Raw genomic sequence first — 14,874 nt, 5'->3', positions numbered from 1 at the left:
GGCCGCTCGGTCGTTGGACAGGTCGACCTACCCGCTAACGAACAGGACCCCCATGACCACCTACCTCGTCACAGGCGCCAGCGGACAGCTCGGCCGTCTCACTGTGCATGCTCTCCTCGAACGTGGCATCACGCCGTCCGACGTCGTGGCAACAGCCCGGGACACCGACACTGTCGCTGACCTCGCGGAGCTCGGCGTCGTCGTCCGCCGTGCCGACTACACCGACCCAACCTCCCTCAAGGAGGCGTTCACCGGAGTCGATCGCGCCCTGCTCGTCTCCTCCAGTGCCGTGGGCGAACGCGTCGCCCAGCACGCCAACGTCATCGAGGCGGCCAAGGAGGCCGGCGTCGAGCTGCTCGGCTACACCAGCGTCACACACGCCGATACCTCCGAGATGGTCCTCGCTCAGGAACACCGGCAGACCGAGGAACTGCTGGCCGCGTCCGGGCTGGCGACGGTGCTGCTGCGGAACTCGTGGTACATCGAGAACTACACCGGTCAGGTCGCCACTGCGCTGGAGCACGGCGTCGTCCTGGGTGCCGCCGGCGAGGGCCGGGTCAGTGCGGCGACGCGTACCGACTTCGCCGCTGCTGCCGCGGCCGCCCTCGTGGCCGAGGACCAGGCGGGTCGGGTGTACGAACTGGGTGGCGACACCGCGTTCACCCTCGCGGAGTACGCAGCCACGCTGAGCGCCGAGTCCGGCACCGAGGTCGCCTACCGCGACCTTTCGGCAGACGAGCTGACCTCGTCGCTGGTGGGTGTCGGGCTGCCTGAGCCGTACGCCGCGCTCCTGGCCGACTCCGACCTGGGCATCGCTCGCGGCGAGCTGCTGACCGACTCGGGCGACCTGGCCAGGCTGATCGGTCGGCCCACGACGACGCCGCGTGAAGCGATCCGCGCCGCACTGGCCTGAGCTCACCGTCCGGGCGCGGAGGCGGGTCGTCGTCGCGCGGGCCCCGTAACCCGTTCGTAGCCCTGCCCGCCTCCGCAAGCCTCCCAGGCCGGCGCCTCGGCCGGCGCCCTCGTGGGGCGGCCGAGGTCATCCGACGCTGACCGGCTGCTCCTCCTCGCCGAGGTAGGCACGGCGTACGGCGGTGTCGTTGCGGATCTCGCTCGGCGTGCCCTCGGCGATCTTGTGGCCGAAGTCGAGGACGACGACCCGGTCGGCGTTCGCGAGGACCAGCGCCACGTCGTGCTCGATGAGCAGGATCCCCATGCCCCACTCGTCGGCGAGCCGCCGGATCAGCCGTCCGAGCTCCGTGCTCTCGGTCTCGTCGAGTCCCGCGGCCGGCTCGTCGAGCAGGAGCACCGACGGGCTGCTCGCGACCGCTCGGGCGATCGCGACCAGTCGGCGCTGGCCGTAGGAGAGGTCCTGGGCGCGGGTGTCGAGCAACGGAGCGAGCCCGAGCTCGTCGACAGCGGCGACGACGGTGCCGGGCAGCGTGGGCCGCCCGGGCCGCACCAGGTCGAGCAGGTAGGCGAGCCGGTCCCGCCGGTCGGCGGCGGCGAGAAGGTTCTCGCGGACGGTGAGGTCGTCGAACAGCTCGAGTGACTGGAACGAGCGCGAGAGCCCGGCCCGGGCCCGGCGGTACGGTGCCCAGCGCGTGATGTCGCGGTCTCCCCACCGGATCGAGCCCGCCGTGACCCGGTTGTTGCCGGCGACGCAGTCGATCAGGGTGGTCTTGCCGGCCCCGTTGGGACCGAGCAGCCCGACCACCTCGCCGGGGCCGACGGTCAGGTCGACGGCGTCGAGCGCCGTGAACCCGCCGAACCGCTGGGTGAGGCCGTGGACCGTCAGCCGTCCGGCCGGGACGGTCGCCTTGACCGTCGCAGGCAGGGGCGCCGGCCGTCCCGGTCGCAAGCCGGGGATCCGCGCCCGCAGTCGCCGGGTCGCGGCGTCGAGCGACTCGGCCGCGCCGTGCTGGCTGAGGATCAGCGTGAGCACCAGCGCGAGGGCAGCCGCCAGGGGCAGGTACTGCTGCCACCCGGGGTCGGCCTGGGCCGCGACGGCCGGGGTGTCTGACCCCAGCAGGGTGATCAGGCCGCCGGGAGCGGAGAGCGCCCCGATGAACGGGCCGACCAGGTAGCCGATGCTGCCGATCACGGTGAGCACGAGCACGGTGATCGAGGCACCCGGCTCGAAGACCTGCGGATAGAGGATGGTCGGATAGCTGAAGCCGAGCAGCACGCCGCCGAGACCGGCGATGCCGGCCGAGAGCGTGAACGCGTAGAGCTTGGCCTCGAACACGTTGACGCCGATGGCGGCGGCGGCGCGCTCGTTCGTGCGGACGGCGAGCAGCCGCCTGCCGCTGCGCCCGCGGCGGACGTTGGCGACGACCAGTGCCGTCAGGGTCAGCAGGAGGAGACAGACCAGCGCGTAGTTGCGGGCGTGCCCGATCGGCTCGATGTCGAGCCCGAACAGGCTGATCTCGCCGGGGGCGACCTTCGCGGTGTAGTCGCTGTTGCTGAACACGATCTGGTGCACGGCGAAGCCCAGGCCGAACGTCACCACCGCCAGGTTGACGCCGCGGGTCCGCAGCGCGGGCAGGGCGAAGAGCAGGCCCACCGCCATCGCGACGACGACACCGGCCACCAGCGCGGGTTCGAACCGCCAGCCGTGGAACGCGGCGAGTCGGCCCGCGGCGAACGCACCGATGCCTGCGAGCGCGAACTGCGCGATCGACAGCTGACCGGCGTAGCCGGTCAGGACCACGATCGACAGCCCGATGAGGGCGAAGGTCGCGCTGATGATGGTGGGTGCGTACCAGTCGGCGGGTGCGCCGAGTCCGACCCAGAGCATGGCCACGCCCGCGAGCACCAGCACGAGCGCGGGCCGGATCCGCCCGGTGCCGACGCGGGGGAGACGGTCGGTGACGCTGCCGCGCAGCGGCAGACCGCGCCCACGCAGTACCAGCACCACGATGATCACGAGGAACGGCACCGCGTCCGGTACGCCGGTCTGGTTGGTCCAGTGCCGGGTGGCCGACTGTGCGGCACCGATGAGGAGGCCGCCGACGAGCGCGAGCGGGTAGGACCGGAAGCCGCCGAGGAGAGCGGTCGCGAGCGCGCCGATGATCAGCACGCCGAACGGCACCGGCGACAGGAAGCCGAAGGTCGTCGCCGGGAACAGGCCACCGGCCAGCGCGGCCAGCCCGCCGCCGATCGCCCAGGTGACGCTGGCGAGCAGGTCCGGCGCCCAGCCGAGCGCCGCGGCGCCGCGTGGGTTCTCGGCCGCCGCGGAGATGGCGTGGCCCATCCGGGTGCGGGCGCTGACGACGGTGAGCACCAGCGTGGTCACCACCGCGATGCCGACCAGCCAGAACGCGTACCGGCCGACCACCACGTCGGTCGCGACGGTCACGGCGTCGTTGGGCAGCGGGGACCGGGTCAGGAGCTGCTGGGTGCCGTACTTGAGCTGCACCGCCTGGGTGAGCACGGTCAGGAGGCCGAGCGTGGCGATCACCCGTGCGAGCGGACTGGCGCCGCGGAGGGGGCGCATCACCAGGTGGTGGGTGAGCACCCCGAGGACCGCGGTCAGCAGGACGGCAGCCGTCAGCGAGAACGCGAGGCCGTGTCCCTCCAGCGTCTGGAGGTGGTACGTCATGTACGCGCCGACGAGGGCGAAGCCCGCGTGCGCGAAGTTGATGACGCCCGAGCCGCGGTAGATGACGACGAGACCGACCGCGAGGAGCGCGTAGATCCCGCCCGTGCCGAGGCCGAGCAGTGCGTAGCGAAGGACGTCGGTCATGGGTTCTCACTCAGGTAGGTGGCGGCGATCCGCTCGGCGTCGTCGCGGAGCTCGGCGGCGGGGCCGGAGAGCACCACCCGGCCGCGCCGCAGGACGTGCACGTGGTCGGCGACCGCGAGGGCCTGACGGACGTGCTGCTCCACGAGTACGACGGCGACCCCTGCGTCGGCGGCCTGACGGATCGCGGCCAGCAGTCGGTCGACCACCAGCGGCGCCAGGCCGAGGGAGAGCTCGTCGGCGAGGAGCACCCGCGGCCGGGCTGCGAGGATCCGTCCCAGGGCGAGCATCTGCTGCTGACCGCCGGACAGGAGCCCCACCTTCTTGCCAAGGTGGGGCTCGAGCTCGGGGAAGTAGTCGAGCGCCCGCTCCGGCCGGCCACGGCCGATCTTGAGGTTCTGCCAGCCGGTGAGCTGCATGAACACACAGCGCTCCTCGGTGAGGAAGCCCAGCCCCTGGCGGGCGCGTTGGTGCAGGCGGCGCCTGCGCCCGTCACCGAGCACGGCGACCGAGCCCGCCAGGGGCGGCAGCTCACCGGACAGGGCGAGCAAGGTGGTCGTCTTGCCGGCCCCGTTGGCACCGAGGAGGGCGAGGACCTCCCCGGCGTGCACGGTCAGGTCGAGACCGTGCACGGCCGGGGTGCCGCCGTAGCCCGCGGTCAGCTCGCGGGCCTCGAGGGCCGTCCTGGTCACGGTGCCGGTGCCAGCGCGGCTGCGAGGTCGACGAAGTCGCCGGACTCGGGCTCGAGCGCTCCGTCCTCGACCGAGATGAACAGGATCTGGCGGTTGAACATCCGGTTCAGCCCGGGTGCGGGGAACTCCTGGGTGAAGTCGATCGGTGCGGTGAAGTCGGTCTCCACGCCGGCCGCCGTACCGAACACCTTCGCGACGCCGCGCGCGCTGAGGTCGTCCTTGCCCTCGAGGAGGGAGGCGAACGTCTGGTAGCCGGCCCAGGTGTTCTGGTACCACATCAACGACCAGCCGCCGTTCTCCTCGCCCTCGAGATCGCCGACGGCTGCCTTGGCGTCGTCCCACACCCCGTCGGTGGCCGCCGGGAAGGAGGACAGCGTCACCGCGCCCTCGAGGGTGCCGGCGGCCTGGTCGGTCGCCGAGTCGGTGAGGCCGCCGGGTACGACGTAGTACGTCGTCCCGCTGCCGAGGCTGGCGCCGGCGGCGGACATGCCGACGAGCGCGTTGGACGGGAGCGCCATCACGGCGCAGTCGTAGTCGGCGATCTCCTGGGCGATGCTGCTGTAGTCCGTGGTCGTCGGTGGGACCTTGATCTGCGTGGTCGGCTCGCTGCCCTGGCTGGCGCGGCCGACGTCGACCAGACCCGCCACCTGGTCGGTCGTGGGGAGGTCGTAGGTCACGAAGGCGACGTCGTCGCACCCGTCCTCGGCAGTTCTGGCGCCCAGGCTGGCGAGTCCGACGACGCCCGAGCTGATGGGGTAGCTGAGCTCGCTCGTGAGCTCGGCGGCCGAGATCCCCGTCGGCGCGATCCAGGGGATGCCCGCCTCCTCGAGGATCGGCATGATCGTGTCGCCGTTCGCGGTGAAGCCGCCGACCATGGCGGAGACGTCCTCCTCGACGGCCTGGCGTGCGCAGTCCGCGGCCTTGTTGGGGTCGGCGCCCTCGTTGCACGCGATGACCACCAGCTCGTGGCCGTTGATGCCGCCGGCGTTGTTGATCGCGACCCGGGCACCGTCGGCGACGTCGAGCGCCGCCCGCATGTTGAGGGTGTCCGTGTCGTAGGGGGTGACGGTCATGACCTTCACGGGCTCACCGGTGAAGGTGAGGTCGGGGTCCTGGGTCGGCGTCGTCTCGGGCTCGTCGTCGCCCCCACCACAGGCCGTGAGGCCGAGGAGGAGGACGCCGGCGACGGCAAGGCCACGCGCACGGGGCCTCAGGGGCGGAAAGGTCATCATTGCCCGCTGCTGCGGGGAGCTCTGCTCGGTCATGTGGCGGAACGTAGGACCGGGGTTTCGGTGCGAGTGTGACCTGTCCCACTCAGTGGGCGCGGGCTTCGGGATGGGCCGCCAGGTAGCCGGAGAACCGTTCCGCGACCTCGGCCTCGCGCAACCCGAAGTCGGCGAGCGCGTACCGGTGGTCCGGCCGCTGGGCGCCCTGACGGCTGGCGGCATCGGCGGCCACCACGGATGCCCGGGCGGCTTCGTCGAACGGCACGCCGAGGGCGTCGTACACCTGGGAGACGGTCGCCAGCGGGTCGGCGACCAGGTCGCGGTAGGCGACGTCGACGAACGTCGTCGGGGAGTACGACGCCCGCGCGGCGCGGAAGCCGTCCGCGGCGCGAGCCCAGAGATCGAGGCTCCAGCGCCCGATCCTGGCGGGCGTGAACACCGTCGACGTGCCGCGGGCCGAGCTCGCGGTGAGGCTGCTGACCGAGGCGATGGTGGCGAGCGGGTCGCGGTGGATCTGCACGACGAGCGCGTCCGGGTAGGCGGCGAGCAGGGCGTCGAGTGCGAACAGGTGGCTCGGGTTCTTGAGCACCCAGCGGCGGTCGGGGTCGTTCGCTCCGATCAGCCCCAGGATCCGCCGGTGCCGCTGGTAGTCCGCGGTGAGGTCCTGCGCCCCCAGCCACGTGGCGTACGAGGGCAGGTGGCTGGTGCTCGGGAAGGACCAGGAGCGGAAGGTCTGCCGGTCGAGCCACCAGCACTCCTCGACGACGTCGGGCGCCAGGAAGTGCATCCCGCTGAGCCCGGGCGTCGCCGCGATCCGTCGGTCGACGTCGTCCTGCACGCGCCGGTGGTCGGGGTGGTCCGGCCATTCCGCCCGGGGCGGCCTCGGCTGCGGAGCCGCAGCCAGCCACAGCTCGAGTCCCTGGTGACGGGGGTCGGCGCAGAGCAGCCGGTGCAGAGCCGTCGTCCCCGAGCGGGGGAGACCGGTCACGAACACCGGTCGCGGCATCGGCGCGTGGTCGTCGACCGGGTGCGCGGCCCACGCCGCCTCGGTGTGCAGGCGTGCGTCCAGCGCGTCGGTGAGCCGCTTGCGCACCTTGGCCCAGCCGGCGTCGGTGAGGCCGGCGTCCCGCCGGTAGCTGTCGAGCAGCACGTCGAGCGCTTCGCTGTGGTCCGGCATCTTGGGCTCCTCAGTGGTGGGTCAGTGGTGGGTCGCTCCGGAGTTGATGTCGAGGCACTGCCCGGTGACGGAGCGCGCGAGGTCGGAGGCGAGGAACACGGCGGCGTCGGCGACCTCGTCGGGGAGCGGTAGCCGCCGCAGGTCGGTCTCGGCCGCGACCTCGGCGTGGATCGCCTCGACCGTGGTGCCGCGCGCCCGTGCGGCCTTGGCGAAGCTCGCCTCGACCGCGTCGCCGCGGATGTAGCCCGGCGCGACCGAGTTGACCCGCACTCCCTGGGGGCCGAGCTCGACCGACAGTCCACGGGCCAGCGCCAGCAGGCTGGCCTTGGCCATCCGGTAGGCGCCGAAGCCGGGCAACCGGTTGCGCAGGATCATCGAGTTCACGAGCACCACGGACCCGCCGCTGGCGACGAGCGCCGGCGTGCAGCGGCGGACCAGGTCGAGGGCAGGCAGCGACGAGACCAGCTCGGCCTCGACGGAGGCGAGCTCGGTGTCGAGAAGTGCCTCCCGGCTCGGCGGGTGGTAGGCGTTGTGGATCACGGCATCCAGCCGGCCCACGTCGTCGACGATGCGGTCCGCGAGTGCGGCGACCGCGGCGGGGTCGGTGAGGTCGGTCGGCACCACGACGGCCCGGCGCCCGAGGGCGCCGACCTCCGCGGCCACGCGCGCCAGCCGGTCCCGGTCGCGCGAGGCGAGGACGACGTCGGCACCGGCGGTCGCGGACCGTACGGCGAGCGAGCGGCCGAGTCCCGGACCGACACCCGCCACCAGCACCACCTTGCCGCCGAGGACGCTCGTGACCGGGTTGCTCGTCGTGGTGGTCACGTCAGCATCCGATCGCCGATCGCGGCCTGTCGATCGGCGATCCGCCGGGCCCATGCGCCCGGCTCGATGCGCTGGTCGGCGTAGAACGGGAGCCGCCCGGCGAGGTCGTCGTACGCCATCACCTCGGTGGTCGGGCCGTCCTCGGGTCCGAGCGGCCGGGTCACCCGCTGCCATCGGACCTGGAGGTAGCCGCGCCGGTGCCCGGTGGTCTCCAGCCAGTTGGTCAGGCCCGGGTCGCGACGGCCGACGACGAGCCGGATCATCCCGTCCGGATCGATCCGGGCCTGGTCGGCGGTGAGGCTGGTCTGGTGGTTGATGTAGTCGAGCGAGACGTACCACGGGGTGCCGAGCTGGAACCCCTGGTAGGGCATCCCGGATGCGGGGACCGTCACCACCAGGACCTGGTCGTCGGCGAGGTCGTAGTGGCCTGCCGCGCTGTACTGGTTGGTGAGCCCGCCCGGCGTGATCTTGGGCGCGTACATCGTGTTGACCGGCTGGTCGAGGTAGAAGAGCTGGACGAAGTCGAGGAACGTCCGGAGGTAGCCGGTCAGCGTCGCGCCGGCCCGGCGGAAGCGATCCTCGATGACCTCCATCGTGAGCGGGCGACCGGGCGCGCCGATCCGGTCGGCGCGCTGCACCCGCAGCAGCCCGGGCCGCTCGACGCTCCAGTCGCTGAAGGTCTGCCGCACCAGCAGCCGGCGGGCGTCGGGCGCCAGCGCGAAGTACGACGGACCGGCCGCGGCTCGTGGCGGCCCGAACCTGAGCTCGAAGCTGCCGTCCTCGGCGATCGGGAACGAGCGGTCGTCGAAGGCGAGGTGGCTCGCCGGTGAGGTGCTGCCCGCATGGCTGCCGGCCAGGACCTGGAAGACCAGGTCGGCGCTGGAGCCGCGGGTGCCGGTGACGACGTACTCCGCGTCGCCGGAGATCTCGGCGGCGAAGTAGAGCGTGTCCGGGTTGTCGAGGCCCATCTTCGACCGCGGTGTCGAGGGGCGCGCGAACCACGGATCGGTCGGGTCTCCCGTCCACGCCCCCGCGAGGGCGACGCGCACCAGGCCCGCGAGGTAGTCGAGTCCCTCGGCGAGGTCGCGATCCTCCTGGGCGTGGGGGGCAGAGCGGACGATCGCCTCTGCCTCGTGGAGAGCGGAGACGAATCCAGCAAGGCCACCCGAATGGTCGGTCACGCCGGGCGACGCTAGGGACTCGGCCGCGGCACCGGCGCCGGATGTCCCGCTGAGTGGCATCCGGGTCCAGGTTTCGCTGGATGGGACAAGTCCACCGCGGAGCGGCACCCGTGCGGTGGGTTGGGCACCTACCGAACAAACGAGGAGGAAGCATGACGTCTGGCGACGGTGACGACTGGACGCACGAGGTCGACCTCCTCGTCGTCGGGAGCGGAGCCGGCGGCATGACGGCTGCGCTCACCGGTGCGCTCGCCGGTCTCGAGACCCTGGTCGTCGAGAAGGCGCCGGTGTACGGCGGCACCACCGCCCTCTCGGGAGGCGGGATCTGGGTGCCGAACAACCATGTCCTCCGCGCGGCCGGCGTGGTCGACTCCGAGGAGCGGGTGGTCGAGCACCTCGAGCACCTGACCGGCGGCCGCGTCGCCCGGGCCCGGCTGGAGGCGCTCGTCCACCACGGCCCGGAGATGTTCGAGCTGTTCCGCGACAGCGCCCGCCACCTCGACTTCGCCTGGTGCCCCGGGTATCCCGACTACCACCCGGAGGAGCCCGGTGGCCGCCCCGAGGGGCGCACGGTCGAGTGCCCGCCGTACGACCTCCGGAACCTCGGCGACCTCGCCGACACCCAGCGCGGCAGCTCGATGACCGTGCCCGGAGGGCTGGTCATCACGGCCGCCGACTACGTCAAGCTCGCGATGGTGACCCGGACCTGGCGCGGTCGGCTGACCGCCGTGCGCCTGGCGTTCCGCGCGCTGGTCAACCGGGTGCTGCGTCGCCGGATGGTCTCCCTCGGCCAGTCCCTCGTCGCCCGGCTGCGGGCCTCGCTCGCCGACCTCGGCGTGCCGCTGTGGCTGGACGCTCCGCTGCTCGACCTGGTGCGCGGCCCGGACGGCGCGGTCGTCGGAGCCATCGTCGAGCGGGACGGCGTGCCGGTGTCGGTGCGCGCCCGCGGGGGCGTGGTGATCGCGTCGGGTGGCTTCGACCACAACGAGACCATGCGCAAGGAGCACCTGCCCGAGATCGGTCGCCCCGACGTCTCCGGCGGCGCGGACAGCAACACCGGCGACGGCATCCTGGCCGGCCGTGCAGTCGGCGCCGCCCTCGACCTGATGGACGACGCCTGGTGGATGCCGGCGATCCGCAAGCCGGAGGGGCGGGTGCACTCGCTCGTCTCCGAGCGGTCGATCCCGAACTCGCTGATCCTCACCCCGGACGGCGAGCGCTTCACGAACGAGGCGTCGCCGTACGTCACCTTCGTCCACGAGCAGATCGAGGCGGGGCATCCGTACCTGTGGTTCGTGATGGACCAGGTCGCGCGCCGCCGCTACCCGTTCGGTGCCGTCGTCCCGGGCAAGGACCTGCCGCCGAGCTGGTACGACGCCGGCCTCGCCCACCGGGCCGACACGCTCGCGGGGCTCGCGGCGCGGACCGGCATGGACGCGGAGACCCTCGAGCGGTCGGTCGCGCGCTTCAACCGCCTCGCCGAGTCGGGCACCGACAGCGACCACGGCCGTGGGGACAGTGCCTACGACCGCTACTACGGCGACCCGACGCTGGCCAACCCGGTGCTCGGCCCGGTGGCGGAGCCGCCCTACCTCGCCGTCCGGATCGAGGCCGGCGACCTCGGCACCAAGGGCGGTCTGCTGACCGACGAGCACGCCCGCGTCGTCGACGACGGGGGAGCGCCGATCGACGGCCTCTACGCCACCGGCAACGCCGCCGCGTCCGTCATGGGCAACGACTACGCCGGCGCGGGCGCCACCATCGGCCCCGCCATGGTCTTCGGCTACATCGCGGCACGGCACGCCGCTGGCCCCCGAACGTGAAGAGCCACGAATGAAGGAGTCGGACAGCATGGGAATCCTCGACGACCGGGTCGTCATCATCACGGGCGGCGCCCGCGGCATGGGCGCCGCACACGCCCGCCACTTCGTGGCCGAGGGGGCGCAGGTCGTGATCGGCGACGTCCTCGACGACGCCGGCGAGGCCCTGGTCGACGAGCTCGGGAAGAACGCCAGCTACGTCCATCACGACGTGACCGACGAGGCGGCGTGGGAGACGATCGTCCGGGAGGCGACGGCCCAGTTCGGCCGGCTCGACGGCCTGGTCAACAACGCCGGCGTGCTCGTGTTCCAGCCGATGGCCGAGATGGACCTCGCCGGCTTCCGCCGGATCCTCGACATCAACCTGACCGGGTCCTGGCTGGGCATCCGCGCGGTCGCGCCGGTGCTGTCCGCCGGCGGCGGAGGCTCGATCGTCAACGTGTCCTCGATCAACGGGATGGCCGGCGCGGCCGGCCTGACGGCCTACACCGCGAGCAAGTTCGCCGTACGCGGGCTCACCAAGGCCGCCGCGCAGGAGCTCGGGGCTGCCGGGGTCCGGGTGAACTCCATCCACCCGGGTGGCATCGCGACTCCGATGACGCAGGGACCCGGCGACCGCAGCGACACCGACTCGTCGAGCTTCTTCGCGCGGGTGCCGATCGCGCGGTGGGGCCAGCCGGAGGAGGTGTCGCCGCTCGCGGCGTTCCTGCTCTCGGACCAGTCGGCGTACTGCACGGGTAGCGAGTTCGTCGTCGACGGCGGCGTCCTCAGCGGCGTGCCGTTCTGAGACGTCGAGAAGGATGCGAGAAGGAGATGCGATGACCACCAGCACAGCCCGGCCCGCGATGGCGGCCGGCGTCCCCGTCGGCGTGGTGCGGCTCGACGGCACCTGCACCCTCGGTCGCACCGCGATCGGGGGCAAGGCATGGAGCGTCAATGCCATGCGGGCGCTCGGGCTCTCGGTGCCACCCGCCGTCGCCCTGACGACGGGGAGCTGCGCGGCGTTCTACGCGGCTGGCGGCCAGCTCACCGACGAGCTCTGGGACGAGGTGCGGCGCGGGATCGAGTTCCTCGAGACCGAGACCGGCCGCCGGTTCGGCGGGGAACACCGACCGCTGCTGATCTCGGTCCGCAGCGGTGCGCCGGTCAGCATGCCGGGGATGATGGACACGGTCCTCAACCTCGGCCTGAGCCGGACCGCCGCCGAGGCGCTGGTCGCGGAGACCGGTGACGAGGCGTACGTCGCGGACACGCTGGACCGGTTCCGGCGGCAGTACCGCGAGACGGTCCTGGACAACAGGCTCGACCCTGGGCTCGACAAGGGGCTCGACCAGATCAGCGGCGCGGTGCCGGACGATCCGTGGGAGCAGCTCGCAGGGGCCGTCACCGCCGTGTTCGGGTCGTGGCAGTCGGCCCGGGCGCGGGCCTACCGGGAGTCGTTCGGGATCGCCGACGACCTCGGCACGTCGGTCACCCTGCAGGCAATGGTGTTCGGCAACCTCGACGACCGGTCGGGCACGGGCGTGCTGTTCTCCCGCAACCCGAGCACCGGGGAGCCGGTGCCGTTCGGCGAGTGGCTGCCCCGCGGACAGGGCGAGGACGTGGTGTCCGGACGAGTCACGCCGTTGCCACTCTCGGCACTGGCCGGGTCCCATCCCGAGGTGCACGCGGAGCTGCTGCGGGCGACCGCGGCGCTCGAGGTGGCCGGTGGGGACGTCCAGGACATCGAGTTCACCGTCGAGGCCGGCCGGCTGTGGCTCCTGCAGTCGCGGGCCGCCAAGCGGTCCGCCGGGGCAGCCGTCCGGATCGCCGTGGACCTCGTGGACGAGGGCGTGCTGGCTCCCGCCCAGGCTGTGCTGCGGGTGACGGCGGACCAGGTCCGTGCGGTCGCGGGCGCGACGGCCGGCAGTGGCGTGGGTGACCCGGTCGCAGCCGGCGAGGCGGCCTGTCCGGGGTTCGCGACCGGGATCGCCGTGACCGACCCCGACGAGGCCGAGGAGCGCGCCGACGCCGGTGAGGACGTGGTCCTGGTCCGGGCGACGACGTCGCCCGACGACTTCCACGGGATGCTCGCCGCCGTCGGGATCGTCACCGAGTACGGCGGCGCGACCTCCCACGCCGCGGTCGTGAGCCGGGAGATCGGCCGACCCTGCGTGGTCGGCTGCGGCGCCGGCACCCTCGACCGGCTCGCCGGCCACGAGGTCACCGTGGACGGCAGCACCGGCCGGGTGTGGCTGGGCCGGCTGGTCGCGCAGGACGCGACCGCCGACCGGCACCTGGTCCGGCTGGCGGCACTGGTCACCGCGGACCTCCCCGAGGCCGAGCGCGACTGGCTCCTGGCGCAGCCGCTCGGCGAGTGGCTGCCCGACCGGGTCGAGGCGGACAGGTGCTCTCCCACGGAGCGTGGTGCGCTCCCACGGTGCCGTGACCAGTAACAACGCCGAGGGAGCACTCTCACGACCGGGGTAGCGGGCCTGTCGAACCGCGACCGCGAGGACGGTCGAGGCCGCGCGGTCGGCCTGAGCCGACCAGCCGGACTCACAGCCCGCCGACGAGCTCCAGGTGCTGGGCCTCGATGAACGCCGACGACAGGTCGGGGTGCGGGTGCACCCAGAACTGGTCGCGCTCCACGGCGTCGAGGGCCAGCGCCGCCACCTCGTCGGGCGAAGTTCCGTGCTCAGCGAGCATGGCGGCCAGCGAGCTCCGCAGGTCCTCGCCCGCGGTGCCGGTCGCGGCGGCGTCGGTGAAGATGTTGGTGCGCACGGGGCCCGGCAGCAGCACGCTGACCCCGATAGCGTGGCCGGCCTCGACGAGGTCGGCGCGGAGGCACTCGGCGAGCACGCGGACGCCGTACTTGCTGACGATGTAGGCCGCCTACCCGGCGCCGCTGGAGAGGCCGCCGACCGACGACGTGACGAGCACGTGACCGGGCCGGCCGTCGGCGATGGTGGCCGGCAGGAAGGCGTGCAGCAGGTGGAAGGCGCCGTCGACGTTGATGCCCTGGAGCCGGCGCCACTGGTCGGGCGTCATGTCCCAGGTCCGGCCGGCGAACTCGATGCCGGCGTTGCAGCAGATCAGCGCGGCGGGGCCCCACGCGGCGGTCGCCTCGCTCGCGGCGGCGGCCACCGCCTCGGCATCGGCCACGTCGACCACGGCGGTGCGGACGGCGTCGCGGGGGAGAGACCCGGCCAGCGCGGCCAGTCGCGCCGCGTCGACGTCGAGCGCCAGCACCTTCATCCCACGGCTCACTGCCTCGCGGGCCAGCCCGGCGCCGATCCCGCCACCGGCGCCGGAGACGACGGTGAGCCGGCCGGCGAGGTCGGCCGCGGCCGTCACAGGGCCCGTCCCTCGGCCGCCTCGGCGAGCCGGGTGCGGCCGCAGAGCTGGATCAGGTCCTCGTGGAGCTCGAACCAGACCGTGTGATAGCTGTCCATGATCGGGCGCGCCACCCAGGTGGTGTCACCGGCGGCGATCCGCTCCTGTGCGTTCTGCAGGCGTCCCGAGTACGGCGCCAGCCGGCCCGCGATCGCGCCGAGCCGATCGAGGAGGGGGAGCACGCGGAGGTGGAGGTCGGCGAGACGGGCCAGGACGCCGGCGTCGTACGCCGGGTCGGTGTGGTCGTTCGGCGATCCGTCGGCCCGCACCTGCCAGCCGGTGATCACGCTCTTGAGCTCGGCGTTGAACGAGCAGAACTCGTCGTAGGCACGCTCGAGGGCGACACCGTCGACGCCGCCGCGGTCCGCCTCGAGCAGGACAGCGAGCTGGGTGCGCCCCTCCTCGGAGAGGCGGTGTGCCTTGCCGACCGGCGTGACGAGGCCGCGCGCAGCGAGAGCGGCGAGCCGGCGCCCGGCCTCCGTCGGGTCGAGTCCCAAGGGCGGGGCGAGATCCTCGTCGCGGACCCGTCCCTTCAGCTCCACGGTCCGCAGCACGGCCAGGTCCGACATCGGTGCACCTCTCGTCGAATCGAAACGTCGTCGGCCCAACAGTGGACCGGGCGAGGTCCTGTGATGGCGGTCTCTCCCGTTGAGCGGGACGGCGGCACGCGCTCGGGTCGGGCGCGGGACAGGGTTGTCCGATGAGTAGCCCTGTGTCAACGTCAGGCCGCGTCAGCGGCGTCGAGGAGTGCTCTGAGGGCGCCGTGTTGGTCGGGGTCGTAGGCGGTGTCGTTCTGCCAGCAGCGCCAGATCACACCGAGCCAGGCTCGGGCC

At 72.9% G+C, this 14,874-nt stretch carries 13 protein-coding genes; 4 read left to right on the top strand and 9 right to left on the bottom strand.

Going from position 1 to position 14,874, the window contains the following annotated elements:
* The first annotated feature begins 52 nt into the window (after nucleotides 1-52).
* Nucleotides 53-913 carry an SDR family oxidoreductase gene (locus D0Z08_RS23065; protein ID WP_118927635.1) on the top strand — a complete coding sequence of 287 codons (861 nt, stop codon included), beginning with the start codon at nucleotides 53-55 and terminating at the stop codon, nucleotides 911-913.
* Nucleotides 914-1,039: 126 nt separating this feature from the next.
* On the opposite strand, the gene D0Z08_RS23060 is transcribed toward D0Z08_RS23065, so the two are convergent.
* From D0Z08_RS23060 to D0Z08_RS23035, 6 genes are read right to left on the bottom strand one after another with little or no spacing between them, the layout of a single operon-like run.
* Nucleotides 1,040-3,748: a branched-chain amino acid ABC transporter permease/ATP-binding protein gene (locus D0Z08_RS23060; protein ID WP_118927634.1), complete on the bottom strand. Its 2,709-nt coding sequence runs from the start codon at nucleotides 3,746-3,748 to the stop codon at nucleotides 1,040-1,042.
* Nucleotides 3,745-4,437, bottom strand: coding sequence for an ABC transporter ATP-binding protein (locus D0Z08_RS23055; RefSeq protein ID WP_118927633.1), 693 nt, complete (start codon nucleotides 4,435-4,437; stop codon nucleotides 3,745-3,747). The genes D0Z08_RS23060 and D0Z08_RS23055 overlap by 4 nt, the downstream gene beginning before the upstream one ends.
* Entirely contained in the window at nucleotides 4,434-5,702 is a 1,269-nt protein-coding gene (locus D0Z08_RS23050) for an ABC transporter substrate-binding protein (protein ID WP_182481447.1), read from the bottom strand. The genes D0Z08_RS23055 and D0Z08_RS23050 overlap by 4 nt, the downstream gene beginning before the upstream one ends.
* A gap of 49 nt (nucleotides 5,703-5,751) precedes the next feature.
* Nucleotides 5,752-6,840: a sulfotransferase family protein gene (locus tag D0Z08_RS23045; protein ID WP_118927631.1), complete on the bottom strand. Its 1,089-nt coding sequence runs from the start codon at nucleotides 6,838-6,840 to the stop codon at nucleotides 5,752-5,754.
* A 21-nt stretch (nucleotides 6,841-6,861) separates the two neighbouring features.
* A complete protein-coding gene (locus D0Z08_RS23040; protein ID WP_220454312.1) occupies nucleotides 6,862-7,665 on the bottom strand; it encodes an SDR family oxidoreductase in 804 nt (267 codons plus the stop codon).
* The gene (locus D0Z08_RS23035) at nucleotides 7,662-8,846 is read right to left on the bottom strand and encodes a hypothetical protein (protein WP_118927629.1); all 1,185 of its coding nucleotides are present in this window, start codon (nucleotides 8,844-8,846) and stop codon (nucleotides 7,662-7,664) included. The genes D0Z08_RS23040 and D0Z08_RS23035 overlap by 4 nt, the downstream gene beginning before the upstream one ends.
* Nucleotides 8,847-8,998: 152 nt before the next feature.
* Here D0Z08_RS23035 and D0Z08_RS23030 point away from each other — a divergent pair, with 152 nt between their 5' ends.
* The 3 genes from D0Z08_RS23030 to D0Z08_RS23020 are packed head-to-tail and all read left to right on the top strand — an operon-like array spanning nucleotide 8,999 to nucleotide 13,101.
* Nucleotides 8,999-10,669, top strand: a complete 1,671-nt coding sequence (locus D0Z08_RS23030; protein WP_118927628.1) for an FAD-dependent oxidoreductase — start codon at nucleotides 8,999-9,001, stop codon at nucleotides 10,667-10,669.
* Nucleotides 10,670-10,697: 28 nt separating this feature from the next.
* A complete protein-coding gene (locus D0Z08_RS23025) occupies nucleotides 10,698-11,453 on the top strand; it encodes a glucose 1-dehydrogenase (protein WP_118927724.1) in 756 nt (251 codons plus the stop codon).
* Between the two features lie 31 nt (nucleotides 11,454-11,484).
* Complete coding sequence (locus tag D0Z08_RS23020; RefSeq protein ID WP_220454311.1) at nucleotides 11,485-13,101, top strand: pyruvate, phosphate dikinase; 1,617 nt, start codon at nucleotides 11,485-11,487, stop codon at nucleotides 13,099-13,101.
* A 103-nt stretch (nucleotides 13,102-13,204) separates the two neighbouring features.
* Here D0Z08_RS23020 and D0Z08_RS23015 read toward each other — a convergent pair whose 3' ends face one another.
* From D0Z08_RS23015 to D0Z08_RS23005, 3 genes are read right to left on the bottom strand one after another with little or no spacing between them, the layout of a single operon-like run.
* Nucleotides 13,205-13,507, bottom strand: a complete 303-nt coding sequence (locus D0Z08_RS23015; RefSeq protein ID WP_118927627.1) for a hypothetical protein — start codon at nucleotides 13,505-13,507, stop codon at nucleotides 13,205-13,207.
* 33 nt (nucleotides 13,508-13,540) lie between these two features.
* A complete protein-coding gene (locus D0Z08_RS23010; protein ID WP_182481446.1) occupies nucleotides 13,541-14,002 on the bottom strand; it encodes an SDR family NAD(P)-dependent oxidoreductase in 462 nt (153 codons plus the stop codon).
* Nucleotides 13,999-14,610 (bottom strand): hypothetical protein, encoded by a 612-nt coding sequence (locus D0Z08_RS23005; RefSeq protein WP_118927625.1) that lies wholly within the window; start codon nucleotides 14,608-14,610, stop codon nucleotides 13,999-14,001. Before D0Z08_RS23005 ends, D0Z08_RS23010 begins: the two co-directional genes overlap by 4 nt.
* Between the last annotated feature and the right edge of the window lie 264 nt (nucleotides 14,611-14,874).

This window comes from Nocardioides immobilis (genome assembly GCF_003515065.1).
Classification (GTDB): Bacteria; Actinomycetota; Actinomycetes; order Propionibacteriales; family Nocardioidaceae; genus Nocardioides; species Nocardioides immobilis.
This window is presented reverse-complemented; position numbering and strand designations above follow the sequence as displayed.

What these genes read in the sequence shown, in the direction of transcription:
- D0Z08_RS23065 (WP_118927635.1), top strand. Translation starts at nt 53, where the DNA reads ATGACCACCTACCTCGTCACAGGCGCCAGCGGACAGCTCGGCCGTCTC.
- D0Z08_RS23060 (WP_118927634.1), bottom strand. Translation starts at nt 3,748, where the DNA reads ATGACCGACGTCCTTCGCTACGCACTGCTCGGCCTCGGCACGGGCGGG.
- D0Z08_RS23050 (WP_182481447.1), bottom strand. Translation starts at nt 5,702, where the DNA reads ATGACCGAGCAGAGCTCCCCGCAGCAGCGGGCAATGATGACCTTTCCG.
- D0Z08_RS23045 (WP_118927631.1), bottom strand. Translation starts at nt 6,840, where the DNA reads ATGCCGGACCACAGCGAAGCGCTCGACGTGCTGCTCGACAGCTACCGG.
- D0Z08_RS23030 (WP_118927628.1), top strand. Translation starts at nt 8,999, where the DNA reads ATGACGTCTGGCGACGGTGACGACTGGACGCACGAGGTCGACCTCCTC.
- D0Z08_RS23025 (WP_118927724.1), top strand. Translation starts at nt 10,698, where the DNA reads ATGGGAATCCTCGACGACCGGGTCGTCATCATCACGGGCGGCGCCCGC.
- D0Z08_RS23020 (WP_220454311.1), top strand. Translation starts at nt 11,485, where the DNA reads ATGACCACCAGCACAGCCCGGCCCGCGATGGCGGCCGGCGTCCCCGTC.
- D0Z08_RS23005 (WP_118927625.1), bottom strand. Translation starts at nt 14,610, where the DNA reads ATGTCGGACCTGGCCGTGCTGCGGACCGTGGAGCTGAAGGGACGGGTC.